Here is a 16,197-nt window from a genome sequence, read left to right as displayed (position 1 = left end):
CTCCCTCCGGTCGCGCGGTGAACCGCTCGCACGCCTTCAGCGCGCTCGCGGACATTGCTTCGACTTCTTCCGAGGAAGTCTGCGCATGAGGTACTTCAAAGCTTGCTGATACAAGAACCCGAAATAGCATCCGTCGAGGGGGCGTCCGAAGGTCGCCCCCGAGGCGGTTCGCGGCGCCGAACGAAGTGAGGCGCCGTAGCGCGCACGGACTGGAGCGCGGCCGTCAGGCCGCGCGGAAGGAGGACGCGCGCATATTTTCCCCACGTTTTTGCCCGACTGAGCGCGCCAAAGGCGCGCGAAGGAGGTGCAAAAAGTGGCTCAAGCGATACGATTCCGAAGCAGTTCCACGGCCTTCTCGTTAGCCCCTTCGGGGATGACGAGGTGGGCGTCCCGTTTGGTGGGGCGGACGAACTGTTCGTGCATGGGCTTGACCGTCGAAAGGTACTGGTCGATGACGCCCGAGAGGTCGCGGCCCCGTTCCTCGACGTCGCGCTGGATCCGGCGGAGGACGCGCACGTCGGCATCGGTCTCGACGTAGAGTCGGAGGTCGAGCCGTTCGCGGACGGCCTGATCGTAGAGTGCGAGGATACCCTCGATGACGACGACGGGAGCGGGGTCGACGTGGACCGTCGCGTCGGTGCGGCAGTGGTCCTCGAAGTCGTACTGCGGCATCTCGATGGGGTCGCCCGATTCGAGCGCATCGAGGTGGTCGCGGACGAGTTCCCAATCGAAGGCGTCGGGATGGTCGTAATTGATGCGAGCGCGTTCTGCCGGCGGGAGCGTCGACCGGTCCCGGTAGTAGTTGTCGAGGGGGAGAACGCGCACGTCGGCGACGTCCTCCGTGATCTGCTGGGCGACGGTGGTCTTGCCGGCCCCCGAACCGCCGGCGATACCGATGAGCATGCGAGAAGCGTCGGTTGGGTCCCTCAAAAGGCCGTCGTGGCCGGGCGAACGTCGGATGGGGCTCGCTGGGGTCGGTACGGATGGTAAGGCAAATACCGGCGGGTTGCTAACTCCCTCGCGTGACGAACACGCAGGTAACGCTCATCCAGATAGACAACTACGGGCCGTGGACCGTCACGCCCGAGCCACGCCGCGAACCCGACCTCCAGACGCTTCAGTCGCGACTGTATGCCGACCTCTCACAACTCATCGGTAACCGCGACGGCTACGTCTTCTTCACCCGTTTCGACAACATGATCGCGGTGACCAACGGGCTGGATACCGACACCCACGCGCTGATCCAGGAATCGATCGGAAACCGGTATCCGGTGACGGTCAGCCTGAGCATCGCCGCCGACCCCGCACCGGGGGAAGCTCTCGGGGTCGCAACCGACCAGTTGCAGAACGCTGGGAGCGCACAGGACAAAGGCCGAACCGAGATCCTCCGAGGGGATCCCGTTCCGGAGACCGAACGCACCGACGGGGACGTACAGGTCGCCCACTTCGACGTCAACGACGCGACCGCGAAATACACCGACCAACTCAACGAGTTCGACTCCTTCATCAACATCGAGCAGGGCTACGCCGAGTTGATGCGGTACATGTGGCGGGCCCACCAGTCGCCCTCGTTCTTCGTCGGCGGCGACAACATCATCTCCGTCTGTAGCGACGTCGACCACGAGGGCTTTACCGATGCCATCGAACACGTCCAGGAAGCCGTCGGCGTCGATCTGAAGGTCGGTGTTGGCGCTGCGGACAACGCCCAGTCGGCCGGCATGGCCGCAAAGCACGCCCTCGAAACCTGCCGCGAGGAGAACACCGTCGTCGAGTTCGGCAACTGATACGGTCGGTGGTAACGGACCGTACGAGTCCGTCGTCAGAATCCCGGGGACGGCAGTGGGAAACAACCGGTTATTCAAATACTCGTCCGACATCGATGAGGCGCACATTTATAAGCTACCGGTTTATATAGCCACCCGGTATGCCACGCAACATCAAACGACGCGATGTACTGAAGGGCGCCGGAGCCGCCGGCGCCACCGTTGCCATCGCCGGCTGTCTTGGGGACGGTAACGGCAACGGAAACGGCAACGGCAACGGCAATGGGAACGGTAACGGAAACGGGAACGGGAACGGCGGCAACGGTGGCCGCGAACTCAAGCAGGGTGTCCTGCTGCCGCTCTCGGGCGACCTCGCGAACCTCGGTCAGCCGATCCGCGACGGCGCCATCCTGCCGGCCGCGGAACTGGAAGGGGCGACCAACTACACTATCGACATCAGCGAAGAGGACACCGAGACGAACCCGCAGGCCGGTATCTCCGGTGCCGACGCCCTCATCGACGCCGGCTATCCGGCCGTTACGGGCCCGGCTTCCTCCGGTGTGAACATGCAGGTGACCCAGCAGTCGCTCATCCCGAACTCGACGGTCGGCTGTTCGCCGTCCTCGACGTCGCCCGCCGTGACGGGCCTCGACGACGACGACTACATCTTCCGGACCGCCCCCTCGGACGCGCTGCAGGGCCAGGTCATCGCGCAGGTCGGTGCCGAGAACCTCGGCGCCTCCACCGCCGCGACGCTCTACGTCAACAACGACTACGGGCAGGCGCTCTCGCAGTCCTTCGCCGACACGTTCGAGTCGGAATACGACGGCGAGGTCCAAACGCAGGTATCCTTCGAACAGCAGCAGAGTTCCTACACGTCCCAGCTGGAGTCCGCACTCGGGGACGAACCGGAACTGGTCGTCGTCATCGGTTACCCGGAATCCGGCAACCAGCTGTTCCGTGACTACTACAGCGACTTCGACAGCGGCGAGGACATCGTCGTCACGGACGGTCTCATCGACAACGAGCTTCCGGACAACGTCGACAACGATATGGGCAACGTGACCGGTACCGCGCCGAAATCCAGCGGTCCCGGCCGCGAGGCCTTCGACGAACTCTACCAGAACGAGTACGACCGCTCGCCCGGCGTCTTCAACGCTCACGCCTACGACGCGACGGCCATCTGCCTGCTCGCCAACGTCTACGCCGGCGAGAACGACGGGACGGCCGTCCGCGACAACATGCGGCGGGCCGCGAACCCCGAAGGCGAGGAGTTCGGCCCCGGCGAACTCGCGGAGGCCATCGAGGCCGCCGACGCCGGCGACGACATCAACTACCAGGGTGCCTCGTCTGCGACGGACTTCAACGACGACGGTGACATGGTCGCCGTCTCCTACGGTATCTACGAGGTCGAAGACCGCGACTTCACCGAAGTCGACTCCGTCGCCTTCGGTCAGTAAGCCGAGTTCGAAACCCGAGTTCTTTCTTTCGAGGTCGAGACGAGACGAAAAGTCGGCGGTGTCGCTTAGCCGCCGAGGAACTCCTGACGGACCTGCTGGTCGTTCAGCAGGGCGTCCCCGGAGTCCATAAAGCGGTTCTGGCCCTGCACGAGGACGTAGCCGCGGTCACAGCGACGCAGGGCCTCCTTGGCGTTCTGTTCGACCATGAGGACGGCCGTCCCGGCCTCGTTGATGCGGTCGATGCGGTCGAACATGTCATCGACGAGGTCGGGGGCCAGTCCCGCCGAGGGTTCGTCCAGCATCAGCAGGTCGGGGTCGAGCATCAGCGCTCGACCCATCGCCAGCATCTGCTGTTGGCCACCGGACATCGTGCCGGCTTTCTGACCCTTCCGTTCCTCCAGAATCGGGAACCGGTCGAACACCTCGTCGAGTCGCTCCTGGGGCACCTCATCGAGGATGTAGGCGCCCATCTCGAGGTTCTCCAGGACCGACAGCGACGAGAAGATGTTGTCCGACTGGGGGACGTAGCCGAGGCCCTTGTGGATGATCTCCTCGGGTTTTTCACCGGTGATGTCCTTGCCGTCGAACTCGATGGTGCCGCCCATGTGGCTCGTCAACCCGAAGATGGATTTCATCACGGTCGACTTGCCGGCGCCGTTGGGGCCGACGATGGTGACGTACTCGCCGTCCTCGACGTTCATATCGACGCCTTCGAGGATCTGTAGGTCCCCGTAGCCGGCGTCGAGGTCCCCCACCTGCAGGAGGCTGTCGTCGGCCGTCGTGAAATCCGTCGCGTTGACGCTCGCTTCCGAGACGTCCCGCTGGTCGCCAGTTCCCGAGCTCATATGTCCTCACCCAGATATGCCTCGATGACCTGTTCGTTGTTCCGTATCTCCTCGGGCGGCCCCTCGGCGAGGAGCTTGCCCTGGTGCATGACGATGACGTGTTCGCAGTTCTCCATGATGAGGTCCATGTCGTGTTCGACGAGCAGGAACGTGTAGCCCTGCTCGCGGAGCGCGTGCACCCGGTCGAGGAGCTTCTCCTCCAGCGACGGGTTCACGCCAGCAAACGGCTCGTCCAGAAGGAGTACGTCGGGGTCGACCATCAGCGCCCGAGCGAGTTCGAGCAGTTTCCGCTGGCCGCCCGAGAGGTTGCCCGCGTACTCCTCGGCGAGGTGGTCGATCTCGAAGAACTCCAGGGTCTCCCAGACCTCCTCGCGGATATCGATCTCCTGTTCGATTACCTCACCGCGGAGGCCCGGCGTCACCGATTTGTAGAGCTTCTCGCCGACCTGTCCGCGGGGTGCGAGCATCAGGTTCTCGAGGACGGTCATCTCTTCGAGTTCCCGGGCGATCTGGAACGTCCGGACCAGCCCGCGGTTGGCGATCTCGTGGGGCTTCCGTCCCGTGATGTCCTCGCCTTTGAATAGGACCGTCCCGCCGTCGGCATCGTGGACGCCGGTGATGCAGTTGAACGTCGTCGATTTGCCGGCGCCGTTCGGGCCGATAAGCCCCGTCAGCGAGCCCTCTTCGACCTCGAAGGAGACGCCGTCGACGGCGGTGATGCCGCCGAAGCGCTTTTCGAGGTTCTGTACGCGCAGAGGCAGGCCGCGCGGCGTCTCCTGTGCGGCCTTCTCGACGTCGCTTTCCTCGACGTCGGGCAGTTCTTCGGGGTCTTTCGCTTCCGGCCCGCCAGCGGCGCCCGGTGTGTCACTCATCGGTCTCACCCCCGTCGGTTGCCGCGGCCCTGCCCTCGCGTTCGCTGAGGTCGACGCTCGCGGCGGTCTCCTTCCGGTGGCCGAGCAGGCCGTCGGAGCGGTTCTGCATCAGGTAGACCAACACGACACCGAGGAAGATGAACCGGAGTGAACTGATGTTGTCGATGGTGTAGCCGAGCCATCCCAGCGGCTCCAGCGTACTGAAGGCCGCATAGAAGTTGTTCGGCGAGGGCATCGAGGCTCCGGGGCCCGAAACCGTGACCAGCAGGCCCTCTGTGGCGGCTTCGACGACCCGTGCCAGTTGGCGCGGCCCCTCGAAGAGGAACGCCGCGAAGACGGCGCCGCCGATGACGCTGCCGGTGTTCGACCCCGACCCGCCGACGATGAGCGCGGTGAAGATGTAGAAGGTCACGATGGGGCGGAAGGTGTTGGGGTTGACGAAGCCGAACGAGCCCTGCCAGAGGATGCCGCCGAGGCCCATCAGCGCACAGCCGACCATGAAGACCTTGATCTTGAACCAGCGGGTGTCCTTGCCGAGCGACTGGGCGACGAGTTCGTCCTCGCGGATGGCCTTCAGAACGCGGCCGAACGGGGAGTTCCCGATGCGGACCAGAAGGACGTAGTACGCCGTCATGACGAACACCAGCAGGAACATCCCGTAGGTGAAGCCGTTGACGACGCTGGCGTTGACGCCCAGGGACTCGCCGATGCCGTAGACGAGTTCGCCGAGTCCGTTCGGGTCACCGCTCGGCCCGTAGATGTAAGCCGACGGCGAGGATGTCGGGGTGTTGATACCCTGTCCACCACCGGTCCCGAACTTGAGGCCGAAAATCTCGACGACGTTGTAGCTGCCGGACTCGGGGTCGGTGACCGTCCCGGAGAAGTAACTGGCCTGAAGTACGAGTCGGATGATCTCCGAGAGGCCGACCGTGACGATAGCGAGGTAGTCGGCTTCGAGTTGGAGCGCTGGCAGCGCCGCGATGCCACCGACGATTGCCGTAATGACGAGGGCACCGAGAATGGCGACCGGGACGGGGAGGCCGAATCCGGGCGGCGAGCCACCCGGCGGAGCGGCCAGAATCGACATCGAGTAGACGCCGACCGCCATGAACCCGGCAATCCCGATATTGAAGAGGCCGGTGTATCCCCAGTGGAGGTTCAACGCCAGTGCCATGATGGCGTAGACGGCGATGAGGAAGGTGAGGTTCTGCAGAGAGTTGGCGACCGCCGGGAACACGTCCGCGTTATTCACCGTGGCGAGGTACACCTGCGAGATTGCGTAGATGAGGTAGGTACCGGCAAGGATGGCGATGATGAGTCGCGTGTCGTCTTCCTTGATGGATTCCGGAACAGCACTCCAGAGTCGCTGGCCGACGCTCATGCCGTCTTCACCCCCCCGAACAGCCCTTCGGGCCGATAGAGCAAGACGAGAATCATGACGGTGAACGCGGCGACGCGTGCGAAGTCGGAGGGAATCCACACAAGCGAGACGCGGGAGGCGATGCCGATGATGATGCCGCCGGCCATCGCCCCGTAGACGCTCCCGATACCGCCCAAGATGACGCCGGCGAAGATGAGAAGCAGAAGCCGCCAGCCCATGTTGAAGCTGATGACGCCGCGTTCCAGCACGATGAGGAAGCCAGCGATGCCGGCGAGTCCGCCGCCGATGATCCACGTCGCGCGGATGACGCGTTCGGTCGGGATGCCGGTCACCTGCGCGAGGTCCTTGTTGTCTGCCATCGCCCGCATCGCCTTGCCGAGTTTGGTCCGCTGTAGCAGGAAGTGAATCCCGAACATGAGCACGATGGCGGCGACGATGAGCGTGATCTCGTGAAGGTCGATAGGGACCGTTCCGTCACTGAGCGGGATGTCGAACTGCGGGATATCACTGGTCGACGTCAGACCGGCCGAACTGGTGCCGAAAACGAACACGATGGCGTATCGCAGCGCCAGCGCCACACCGATAGAGGCAATCAAAAGCGGGATGCCGCCCTTGTCGCGCATCGGCCGGTAGACCCACCTGTCGAGCAACAGCACGATAGCAACCGTCCCGAGGCCAGAAGCGATGAGACCGAGAACGACCGCGACCGGAGCGTTCGTGACCGAAATAAGGGACGATTCGCCGAACAGGAAGATGTCGCCGAACGGGGCATCGACGGAAAGCGTGATGAAACCGACCACGTACGCGGTGAGCCAGCCTGAGAAGGCGCCCGTCGTGATGTAATCCCCGTGAGCGAAGTTGGCGAAGTTGAGGATGCTGTACGTCATCGAGAGTCCGACCCCGGCGAGACCGACGACCAACCCGACGATGAGTCCGTCGAGCAGGAACCGGCCTAACCGTGAGACGGCGAGTTCGCCGCCGATGAGGTGAATCCCGCCGAGTTGTACGGACACGTCAACCGTTTTCAGTATCAGATCGACGAGCAGGTACAGAAGCACGACACCCAGCAGCGCGACCGCTGGACGTTCGACTAGGACTCGCCTGCCGGTCGAATATGTCTCAGCTACATCCATGAGTCGAGTTCACGCAGTACCTTCGGATTCCAAGCAATAAATAAACCTTCGTTACCGCTTCGCTCGCGTGCTTTAATTGTCGGACATTGACGGCCGTAACGACTGGAATCGGCGGTCCGCCGAAGGCGACCCAGGAACAAAACGCCTATGCGGACCCCGCGGGGACCCAAACGTATGATACGGACGCTCGACGACCTCGATGCCGAGGGGGCGGCACTCGGGGTTCGCGTCGACATCAATAGCCCACTCGAGGACGACGAGTTGGCCGACGATGCTCGGCTTCGCGCCCACGTCGATACTATCGAAGAACTCAGTTCCCGGAACGCTCGCGTGGCCCTCCTGGCCCATCAGGGCCGCCCCGGCGGCGACGAGTTCGCCGACCTCTCGACCCACGCCGACCGTCTCGACGAACTCCTCGATTGTCCCGTCGACTACTGTGATACCACCTTCTCCTCGGGCGCCCGCGAGCGCATCGATGCCCTCGACGACGGCGAAGCCGTCCTGCTGGAGAACACCCGCTTCTACTCGGAGGAGTACATGTCCCTCGACGCCGAGGCGGCCGCCGAGACCCACCTCGTCGCCAAACTCTCCCCCGCGCTCGACGCCTACGTCAACGACGCCTTCGCGGCGGCCCACCGCCGCCAGGCATCCATCGTCGGCTTCCCCGAGACGCTTCCGTCCTACGCCGGCCGCGTCATGGAAGAGGAGATCGACGTCCTCGGCAACATCGACGAGAGTCCCGAACCGCGCGTGTACGTCCTCGGCGGTGCCAAAGTCGACGATTCCATCGACGTCGCCCGCTCGGTCCTGCGACGCGGCCTCGCCGACGCCGTCCTCACCGCCGGCATCGTCGGCAACGCGTTCCTGCTTGCGGATGGCGTCTCCCTCGGTGCGGCCTCCGCCGCCGTCGTCAACGAGCGCAGCCACGAGGCCGTCCGACAGGCCGGCGACCTGCTGGACGATTTCAGCCACCGCATCTACATGCCCCGCGACGTCGCCGTCGAACGCGACGACGAGCGCGTCGAGATCGGCCTCGACGAACTCCCCGCGGCGGAACCCGCGATGGACATCGGCGCTCGAACGCTTGCCGCCTACGCCGACATCCTCGAAGATTCCGGTACCGCCATCCTCAACGGGCCCGCCGGCGTCTTCGAGGACCCGCTCTTCGAGGAGGGCACCCGCGAACTCTACAACGCGGCGACCCGCTCGGAGATGAGTATCGTCGGCGGCGGCGACACCGCCGCGGCGCTTCGCGGCCTCGGCGTCGACGGCTTCGACCACGTCTCGACCGGCGGCGGCGCCGCCCTCAAGATGCTCACCGGCGAGACGCTGGCCGGCGTCGAAGCCCTCGACCAGTAGCCCGTGTCCGACGACGACACCTATCGTATCGACCCCGCCCGAAGCGACGACGCCGAGACGATGGCAGACCTGTGGGTCGACCTCGCCACCGACCAGCGGGCCTACGGCTCCCATCTCGACCCCGAGGCCAACCGCGACCGGATGGTCGAGATACTGCTCCAGCAGGTCGTCGCGGACACCGCGTTCGTGGCCCGGGATGGCGACCGAATCGTCGGTTTCGTCACCTTCGGCCGCGAATCGGAGACCTTCGAGCAGGACACCGTGCGAGGCCAGATTCACAACATCTTCGTCAGTGAGGACCACCGCGGCGAGGGCATCGGCAGCGATCTGCTTTCGGCCGCCGAGGAGCGGTTGGCGGCGATGGGTGTCGACGCGGTCGCCCTACAGTCGATGGCGACCAACGAACGCGCCCGCGCGTTCTATCGTCGACACGGCTATACCCCACACCGCATCGAACTGGAAAAGTCGGCCGAAAGCGATAGCCTCACAAAAGACGACCGACAAGGGTGATACGAACGGGTGTAACGGGTTTTCGGTGAGCGCCGATTCGTACTGGCGCTCACCGAGAGAGGGATACACCCGTTCGTGTGACTCGCGCCAGGGGAGCTTGGGTGGTCCAAGCACCCGACTTGTAATCGGGAGTTCGTGGGTTCAAATCCCACCCCTGGCTTTCTCACCCCAAACCTTCGCCAACAGCCCCTGGTCAGTGCCGATACCACGACCGTCTTGCTGGCCTCCATCCGGCCCTTTTCGTGGACGGACCGCGTTACGGTAACGGCCCCCTTCGTGGCTATCCCTTAAGTTACGGGGGCCCGTTGAATAGTTAACACGTTCTGATTTATGAGTACAGGTACCGACCGGATCACCGTCCTCCACGTCGATGACGACCCCGATTTCGCGGAGTTGGCCGGCACGTTCCTCGAGCGTGAGGACGACCGAATCGAGGTCGAGACAGCGACGAAACCCGAGACGGGACTGGAATTTCTCGCCGCCAACGAGGTCGACTGCATCGTCTCGGATTACGATATGCCGGGGACGAACGGTATCGAGTTCCTCGAAGCCGTCCGCGCGGAGTACCCCGACCTCCCGTTCATCCTGTACACCGGGAAGGGGAGCGAAGAGGTCGCAAGCGACGCGATATCGGCGGGCGTGACCGATTACCTCCAGAAGCAGACCACATCGAGCCAGTACACGGTGCTGGCGAACCGCGTGCTCAACGCCGTCGACCAGTACCGCTCGAAATACGCCCTCGAGGCGAGCAGGGAACGCCTCTCGCTGTTCTTCGAGGAGTCGCCGCTCGGCGTCATCGAGTGGAACGACGAGTTCGACATCGTCCGCGTCAACGAAGCCGCGACCGATATCCTCGGATACGACGAAGGCGAACTCCACGGTCGCTCTTGGGAGGCCATCGTCGCCGAAAGCGACCTGTCGGAGACAGCCGCCGTCGTCGAGGCCCTACTCGAGAACGGAGGCGGCTACCACGCGGTGACCGAGAACGCCCGGAAGGACGGCGAACACGTCCTCTGTGAGTGGCACAACTGGGTCGTGACGAACGATGCCGACGAGATCATCGCGATCTTCTCGCAGTTTCAGGACGTCATGGAACAGCGAACCCAACAGCAGGAACTCGAACGATACCGCGCCGTGGTGCAAGCGGCGACGAACACGATCATCATGGTCGACGAGGACGGCCGAATCGAATCTGTCAACCCCGCAGTCGAGGACACGTTCGGCTACACGCCCGAGGAGTTGGTCAGCGAACCGGTGACGACGCTGATGTCAGCGGACGTAGCGGAACGGCACACCGCCGCCTTCGAACGCTACCTCGACACCGGCGAGCGAACCCTCGAGTGGGAATACACCGAACTCGAAGGCCGACACCGCGACGGGTCGTCGATTCCTCTCTCGGTCACGTTCGGGGAGGTGACCTATGAGGGCGAGCGGTTGTTCGTCGGCATCATCCGCGACATCACCGAACGGAAAGTCCGAGAGAGGGAACTCCAGCGGAAGGAACGCCGGTATCAGGCGGTGTTCAACGACCCGAACATCCGGGTGGGGCTGTTGGATACCGACGGGACCGTACAGGACGTCAACGAGACGGCACTGGGATACATCGAGCAGTCCTTCGAGGAGTTCCGCGACCAGCCGTTCTGGACGACCCCATGGTTCGCCCACTCGGAGGCCGTACAGACGAAGGTTCGGGACTGGATCGGCCGGGCGGCCGCTGGTGAGTACGTCGAGTACGAGGTCGACCTCGAACACCCCAACGGCGACCCCTACACCGTCGAGGGCGTGTTTCGGCCGGTCACGAGCGACGAAGGCGAGGTCGTCTCAGTCCTCGTTTCGGACCGCGACATCACCGAGCAGAAGGAACACGAGCGCGAACTCGAATGGACGAACGCGGTCCTCTCGTCGCTTCTGGAGACGCTGCCCGTCGCGGTGCTGGCTGAAGACGACGACCGGGAGGTGCTGGCAGCCAACCAGCGACTGTTCGACCTCTTCGAAATGGACGGAACACCGGACGATTTCATCGGAGCCAACTGCGAACACGTCGCCGAGCAGGTCAGCGATATGTTCGCCGACCCGGACGCCTTCGTCGAGCGTATCAACGAACTCGTCGACGAGCGGGTCGCCACGACAGACGAGGAACTCACGCTTCGGGACGGTCGAACGTTCACCCGGAGCCACGTTCCGGTCGAGCTCCCGGACAGGTCGGGCCATCTCTGGATGTACCGGGACGTCACCGAACAGAAGGAGTACGAACAGCGACTCGAAGCGCTCAGCGAGCGCGCCCAGAGCCTGATCGGCGCCGAGTCCCGCGAGCGCGTCGCGGAGATCGGGGTCGAGGCCGCACGCGACATCCTCGGGCTCGACGCCAATGCCATCTATCTCGCAAACGACGAACGGGACGTCCTGAAGCCGGTTGCGATGACCGAGGCCATCTCCGAGTGGGTGGGTGACCCGCCGACCTTCACGCCGGGGAGTGCCATCGCGTGGCGAGCCTACGACGAGGGGAACGCCCTCGCTATCGACGACGTTCACGACGATTCGGACGTTTACAACCCGGAGACGCAGATCCGAAGCGAACTCCATCTCCCGCTCGACGACCACGGCATCCTGATCGCCGGCTCGCTGACGCCGAACGCGTTCGACGAGGAGGACATCGCGCTCGGGAAGATCCTGGCTGGAAGCATCACGACAGCCCTCGAACAGATCGAACGGACGGAACGACTCCGGGACCGCGAACGCGAACTGACCCGACAGAACGACAGGCTCGAGGAGTTCGCGAGCATCGTCTCCCACGACCTCCGGAACCCGCTGAGCGTCGCGTCGGGACGCCTCGAACTGGCACAAGAGGACTGTGATACCACGCATCTCGACCCGGTCGAACAGGCACTCGACCGGATGGATTCGCTGATCGATGACCTCCTTACCCTCGCCCGACAGGGCGACGTGGTCGGCGACCTCGAATCGGTCCCCCTCGAGACCGTCACACGCCAATGCTGGGAGAACGTCTCGACCGGCGACGCCACGCTGCGAATCGAGTCCGACCGCGTCGTGGAGGCGAACCGGGGCCGCCTCCAGCAACTCCTCGAGAACCTCTTTCGAAACGCCGTCGAACACGGTTCGACGAGCCCGCGTTCGCAGACTCACGAGGACGCTGTGGAGCATGACTCCACAAGCCCTTCTTCGCAGGCTCAGGAGGAGGCTGTCGAGCACGGCGGCGAGGGCGTGACGGTCACCGTCGGCGACCTCGATGGCGGGTTCTACATCGAAGACGACGGAACTGGCATCCCGCCCGAGTCACGGGACGGGGTGTTCGAAGCCGGGTACTCGACGAGCGAGGAAGGAACCGGCTTCGGCCTGAGCATCGTCAAACAGATCGTCGAGGCACACGGGTGGGAGATCCGGCTCACCGAATCGGACGCCGGCGGGGCACGGTTCGAGATATCGGGCGTCTCGTCTCCCTAGAGACCCCAGCCGATAGCGATTCCCACGGTCGCGACGACGCCAAGCAACAGTTGCAGCGGGCCGCCGACCCTGAGGAAATCCGAGAACTCGTAGCCGCCGGGACCGTACACCATCAGGTTCGTCTGGTAGCCGACGGGCGTCATGAAGGACGTCGCCGAGGCGAACATCACCGCCAGGAGGAATGCGAACTCGTTGGCGCCGAGGCGGGCGGCGGCGTCGACGCCGACCGGAATCATGAGCACGGCCGTCGCGACCGGCGTGATGATGCTTGCCAGTAATCCGACGACCGCATAGAGTACGAACAGCACGCCGAGAAGTGGGAGTACCTCTCCCGTCGCGACGAGGAACTGCGCGACGGCGGCCGCACCACCGGTCGATTCGAGGGCGAGACCGAGCGGGATGACGCCAGCGAGCAGAAAGACGATGTTCCACGAGACCGCCCCGTAGGCGTCCGCGGTCGTCAGACAGCCGGTGACGACCATCGCGACGACGCCCGCCAGCGCGGCGATGACGATGGGGAGGACGTCCAGTGCCGCGAGTCCGACGACGCCCGCGAGGATGCCGACCGCCACCGGCGCCTTCGGGGACAGCGGTGCGAGTTCCGCGATGTCCGTGCTCGCCATGCGGTCGATTGCGCGCTCGTCGGCGACGATGAGGTCCCCCGTGTCGGTGAAGTATCGAATCGACGCCGGCGTCGTCCGCACCAGAAGCATGTCGCCGGCCTGGAGCGTCCGGTCTTTGAGGTCGGTCCTGAGGAGTTCGCCACCGCGGCGCACCGCGAGGACGCTCGTCTCGTGATAGTCGTGTAAGCCGGTCTCGCCCACCGTCTCGCCGACGTATCGTGAGTGTTCGGGCACGACTGCCTTCGCGAGCGTGCCGTCGGTCGCCGTCGCCTCGAACGTCTTCTCGGTCACGGCCTCGCGGGACCGCTGGCCGAGGCCAGCCGCCTCCCGGAACCGGTTTACGGCCTGCAGCGAGCCGTGGACGACCAGCCTGTCCCCCGCTTCGATGAGCCGGTCGGAGTGTGGTCCGGCATAGCCCCGTCCGTCACGCCGGGCTTGCAGGAGGCGGACGTCGGGGTATGCCTCGTCGAACGCTTCGACGGAGACGCCGACGGCCTCGGAGGCCTCTCGTACCTCCATGAACGTGAGGTAGTTTTCGAGGTCGAACTCCGAGACCGAGTCGCTGTCTACCGGCACGCGGGCGGGCGTCAGCCGCCATCCGACAGTCAGCAGGTACGCGAGGCCGACGAGCAACAGCAGGACGCCGAGGCCCGTAAATTCGAACATGCCGATGCCGTCGCGGCCGTCGATGAGAAGGCGGGCGAAGTCGCTGGCGATGATATTGGTCGACGTCCCGATGAGCGTGAGCGTCCCGCCGAGAATCGCGGCATACGACAGCGGCAACAGGAGTTTCGACGGACTCATATCGGTCTTCCTGGCGAGGTCGGTGACCATCGGGATGAAGACGGCGACGACGGGCGTGTTGTTCACGAAGCCGGCGATGGGGCCGGTCGTACAGACGGTCGCAACGAGCGCGCGGAACTCCTTGCCAGCGGTCAGATCGGCGAGATAGATGCCGAGCCGTTCGACCAGCCCCGTGTTCTGGATGCCCGCGCTGAGCATGTACATCGCGATGATCGTCACCGTCGCGGGGTTGGCAAAGCCCGATATCGCGGCCCGGGAGCCCACACCGGTCCACGGTTCGAGGATGACGAGCGCGGCCACGACGCCGATAGCGGTGACGTCGTTCGGGACGATTTCGGTGAGGAAAGCCACCAGCACCGCAACGATGAGGAGGAACACGACGGTGGCGCCCGAAACCTCGAAAACCGGCATGCACGTTCCGACTCGGGTCGTCCTCTTTACTGTTGTCCCACACCACCAGCATAGATTGCTACGGTACAGAGGTTTATCCGTCTCATCCGACTACTCTCCTGCAATGCCGTCCCCGTTCGAGGTGTTGGGAGTCGAGCCCGGAGCCGACGAGGAGACGGTCGAACGGGCCTATCGCCAGCGGATCAAGGACGCCCATCCGGACCACGGCGGCTCACAGGAGGCGTTCCGCCGTGTTCGGCGGGCCTACGAGGCGATACAGAACGGAGAGGTCGACGAGGACGCCGAGTCGGAATCGGGGGCGGCGTCGGCCCCCGAACCCGAACCGACCGTCGAGAAACCGCCCGAGGAGCGGCCCTCGCGCGTGGAGTATCTCGATTACGAGGTGCTGGATGATTTCGGCTGGTCGGTGACCGACGACGACCTCTTCGAGAAGGCCGCCGACGCGGACCTCGATACTCGCGATTACGGCCGGTTCCTCGTCGAACCCGGCGAGATCCTCCTGGAGGCCGCCGAGGAACGCGGCTTCACGTGGCCCTTCGCCTGCCGGGGCGGCGCGTGTGCGAACTGCGCGGTCAAGGTCGTCGAGGGCGAACTCTCACAGCCGGTCGACCACATCCTTCCGCCGGAACTCGTCGACCGGGACATCCGGCTCTCCTGTGTCGGCGAACCGCTCACGGAGACGCTCCGCGTCGTCTACAACGTCAAACACCTCCCCGAGTTGGAGGAACTGCGACTACCTCCGGGGCCGTTCAAGCGAGCGAAAGCCGACGACTAAGTCGACGGAAACGATCGGTGATAGATTTTCGAGCACCGTGTTCGATCGGACGTATTTATATACGGCTGGTGTACTCCCGAACGCCTAGAGGCGACCCGCCGATAGGCTTCGTCTTCGGGCTCGCACCCCGTATCACTGCGTTTCGGTGCGTGCGTCTCCTCGAAATGGGGTCTTCTCAGATACCGAAAGCGCTGTTGGGATATTTAGTTGATGTATTGACAACAGTATCGTATGTACCTCTTGCAGAAGGGTGGGCTGTTCCTGTTGACCGCGCTGGTCGTCGGAGTAGTGTTGCTGATGATCTCGTATCTCGGCACGATCCTGTAGTCAGCGGTCGGCCAGCGTCTGGACGCCCGTGATCTCGAAGCGGGCACCGCCCGCGGAGCTTTCGGCCGCCTCGATATCCCAGCCGTGAGCCTCGGCGATACTCTGGACGATAGCCAACCCGAGGCCGGTGCCGTCGTCGCCGGTCGTGAAGCCGGCCTCGAAGATCTCGTCGCGTTTGTGCTTGGGGATGCCGGAGCCATCGTCCTCGATGAAAAAGCTCGCCGTCGGCGGTGATATCCGGCAACTCGCCGTGTTCGAGTTCGGCCCACATCTCGTCGACGCTGCTCCACGCGAGACTGACGGTCTCCTCGAGGTCGACGCGTTCGAACTCGTCGACGTCCTTGCCCTGTCGGGCGAGGGTGAGGACCTCCTCGATGAGTTTCTCCATGCGTTCGAGGGACTCCTCGGCGGTTTTCAGCATTTTCGAGGTGGAGCCCCCGACCTCAAGGAGCGAACGGAGTGAGCAAGTAGG

Annotated in this window: 14 protein-coding genes and 1 tRNA gene; 8 read left to right on the top strand and 7 right to left on the bottom strand. The window is 64.3% G+C overall.

What is annotated here, in order from left to right; translation table 11 throughout:
- Window positions 1–318 precede the first annotated feature (318 nt).
- Window positions 319–903 (bottom strand): uridine kinase, encoded by a 585-nt coding sequence (gene udk / locus V5A53_RS06650; protein WP_332312797.1) that lies wholly within the window; start codon window positions 901–903, stop codon window positions 319–321.
- A 119-nt stretch (window positions 904–1,022) separates the two neighbouring features.
- Here udk and V5A53_RS06645 point away from each other — a divergent pair, with 119 nt between their 5' ends.
- Both V5A53_RS06645 and V5A53_RS06640 read left to right on the top strand, forming a co-directional pair.
- Window positions 1,023–1,784, top strand: coding sequence for a GTP cyclohydrolase III (locus V5A53_RS06645; protein ID WP_332312796.1), 762 nt, complete (start codon window positions 1,023–1,025; stop codon window positions 1,782–1,784).
- Between the two features lie 140 nt (window positions 1,785–1,924).
- Window positions 1,925–3,223, top strand: coding sequence for an ABC transporter substrate-binding protein (locus tag V5A53_RS06640; protein ID WP_332312795.1), 1,299 nt, complete (start codon window positions 1,925–1,927; stop codon window positions 3,221–3,223).
- A gap of 65 nt (window positions 3,224–3,288) precedes the next feature.
- Here the strand turns inward: V5A53_RS06640 and V5A53_RS06635 are convergent, their stop codons facing one another.
- The 4 genes from V5A53_RS06635 to V5A53_RS06620 are packed head-to-tail and all read right to left on the bottom strand — an operon-like array spanning window position 3,289 to window position 7,454.
- Window positions 3,289–4,068, bottom strand: coding sequence for an ABC transporter ATP-binding protein (locus V5A53_RS06635; RefSeq protein WP_332312794.1), 780 nt, complete (start codon window positions 4,066–4,068; stop codon window positions 3,289–3,291).
- On the bottom strand, window positions 4,065–4,940 hold the full coding sequence (locus V5A53_RS06630; protein WP_332312793.1) for an ABC transporter ATP-binding protein: 876 nt from the start codon (window positions 4,938–4,940) through the stop codon (window positions 4,065–4,067). Before V5A53_RS06630 ends, V5A53_RS06635 begins: the two co-directional genes overlap by 4 nt.
- Window positions 4,933–6,321 (bottom strand): branched-chain amino acid ABC transporter permease, encoded by a 1,389-nt coding sequence (locus tag V5A53_RS06625; protein WP_332312792.1) that lies wholly within the window; start codon window positions 6,319–6,321, stop codon window positions 4,933–4,935. Before V5A53_RS06625 ends, V5A53_RS06630 begins: the two co-directional genes overlap by 8 nt.
- Window positions 6,318–7,454: a branched-chain amino acid ABC transporter permease gene (locus V5A53_RS06620; protein WP_332312791.1), complete on the bottom strand. Its 1,137-nt coding sequence runs from the start codon at window positions 7,452–7,454 to the stop codon at window positions 6,318–6,320. Before V5A53_RS06620 ends, V5A53_RS06625 begins: the two co-directional genes overlap by 4 nt.
- 174 nt (window positions 7,455–7,628) lie before the next feature.
- Between V5A53_RS06620 and V5A53_RS06615 the strand changes: the two genes are divergently transcribed.
- The 4 genes from V5A53_RS06615 to V5A53_RS06600 all read left to right on the top strand — a co-directional run bounded on the left by V5A53_RS06615 (window position 7,629) and on the right by V5A53_RS06600 (window position 12,785).
- A complete protein-coding gene (locus tag V5A53_RS06615) occupies window positions 7,629–8,813 on the top strand; it encodes a phosphoglycerate kinase (RefSeq protein ID WP_332312790.1) in 1,185 nt (394 codons plus the stop codon).
- Between the two features lie 3 nt (window positions 8,814–8,816).
- Window positions 8,817–9,323 (top strand): GNAT family N-acetyltransferase, encoded by a 507-nt coding sequence (locus V5A53_RS06610; RefSeq protein ID WP_332312789.1) that lies wholly within the window; start codon window positions 8,817–8,819, stop codon window positions 9,321–9,323.
- 86 nt (window positions 9,324–9,409) lie between these two features.
- A tRNA-Thr gene (locus V5A53_RS06605) sits at window positions 9,410–9,483 on the top strand.
- Between the two features lie 170 nt (window positions 9,484–9,653).
- On the top strand, window positions 9,654–12,785 hold the full coding sequence (locus V5A53_RS06600; RefSeq protein WP_332312788.1) for a hybrid sensor histidine kinase/response regulator: 3,132 nt from the start codon (window positions 9,654–9,656) through the stop codon (window positions 12,783–12,785).
- Here the strand turns inward: V5A53_RS06600 and V5A53_RS06595 are convergent.
- Complete coding sequence (locus V5A53_RS06595) at window positions 12,782–14,623, bottom strand: SLC13 family permease (protein WP_332312787.1); 1,842 nt, start codon at window positions 14,621–14,623, stop codon at window positions 12,782–12,784. The two genes, V5A53_RS06600 and V5A53_RS06595, sit on opposite strands and share 4 nt — an antisense overlap.
- Window positions 14,624–14,726: 103 nt before the next feature.
- On the opposite strand from V5A53_RS06595, the gene fer reads away from it, so the two are divergent.
- Window positions 14,727–15,398 (top strand): ferredoxin Fer, encoded by a 672-nt coding sequence (gene fer / locus V5A53_RS06590; protein WP_332312786.1) that lies wholly within the window; start codon window positions 14,727–14,729, stop codon window positions 15,396–15,398.
- A 327-nt stretch (window positions 15,399–15,725) separates the two neighbouring features.
- Here the strand turns inward: fer and V5A53_RS06585 are convergent, their stop codons facing one another.
- Window positions 15,726–15,914, bottom strand: a complete 189-nt coding sequence (locus V5A53_RS06585) for an ATP-binding protein (protein WP_332312798.1) — start codon at window positions 15,912–15,914, stop codon at window positions 15,726–15,728.
- Window positions 15,915–15,933: 19 nt separating this feature from the next.
- Between V5A53_RS06585 and V5A53_RS06580 the strand changes: the two genes are divergently transcribed.
- On the top strand, window positions 15,934–16,188 hold the full coding sequence (locus V5A53_RS06580) for a hypothetical protein (RefSeq protein WP_332312785.1): 255 nt from the start codon (window positions 15,934–15,936) through the stop codon (window positions 16,186–16,188).
- Window positions 16,189–16,197: the final 9 nt, after the last annotated feature.

This window comes from Natronomonas sp. (assembly GCF_036625485.1).
Taxonomy (GTDB): Archaea; Halobacteriota; Halobacteria; order Halobacteriales; family Haloarculaceae; genus Natronomonas.
The sequence above is the reverse complement of the archived record's forward strand: the minus strand, read 5'-3'. Positions and strand labels throughout refer to the sequence as shown.

What these genes read in the sequence shown, in the direction of transcription:
- V5A53_RS06580 (WP_332312785.1), top strand. Translation starts at nt 15,934, where the DNA reads ATGAAAAAGCTCGCCGTCGGCGGTGATATCCGGCAACTCGCCGTGTTC.
- V5A53_RS06600 (WP_332312788.1), top strand. Translation starts at nt 9,654, where the DNA reads ATGAGTACAGGTACCGACCGGATCACCGTCCTCCACGTCGATGACGAC.
- V5A53_RS06620 (WP_332312791.1), bottom strand. Translation starts at nt 7,454, where the DNA reads ATGGATGTAGCTGAGACATATTCGACCGGCAGGCGAGTCCTAGTCGAA.
- fer (WP_332312786.1), top strand. Translation starts at nt 14,727, where the DNA reads ATGCCGTCCCCGTTCGAGGTGTTGGGAGTCGAGCCCGGAGCCGACGAG.
- V5A53_RS06630 (WP_332312793.1), bottom strand. Translation starts at nt 4,940, where the DNA reads ATGAGTGACACACCGGGCGCCGCTGGCGGGCCGGAAGCGAAAGACCCC.
- V5A53_RS06615 (WP_332312790.1), top strand. Translation starts at nt 7,629, where the DNA reads ATGATACGGACGCTCGACGACCTCGATGCCGAGGGGGCGGCACTCGGG.
- V5A53_RS06640 (WP_332312795.1), top strand. Translation starts at nt 1,925, where the DNA reads ATGCCACGCAACATCAAACGACGCGATGTACTGAAGGGCGCCGGAGCC.
- V5A53_RS06635 (WP_332312794.1), bottom strand. Translation starts at nt 4,068, where the DNA reads ATGAGCTCGGGAACTGGCGACCAGCGGGACGTCTCGGAAGCGAGCGTC.
- V5A53_RS06595 (WP_332312787.1), bottom strand. Translation starts at nt 14,623, where the DNA reads ATGCCGGTTTTCGAGGTTTCGGGCGCCACCGTCGTGTTCCTCCTCATC.
- V5A53_RS06625 (WP_332312792.1), bottom strand. Translation starts at nt 6,321, where the DNA reads ATGAGCGTCGGCCAGCGACTCTGGAGTGCTGTTCCGGAATCCATCAAG.
- udk (WP_332312797.1), bottom strand. Translation starts at nt 903, where the DNA reads ATGCTCATCGGTATCGCCGGCGGTTCGGGGGCCGGCAAGACCACCGTC.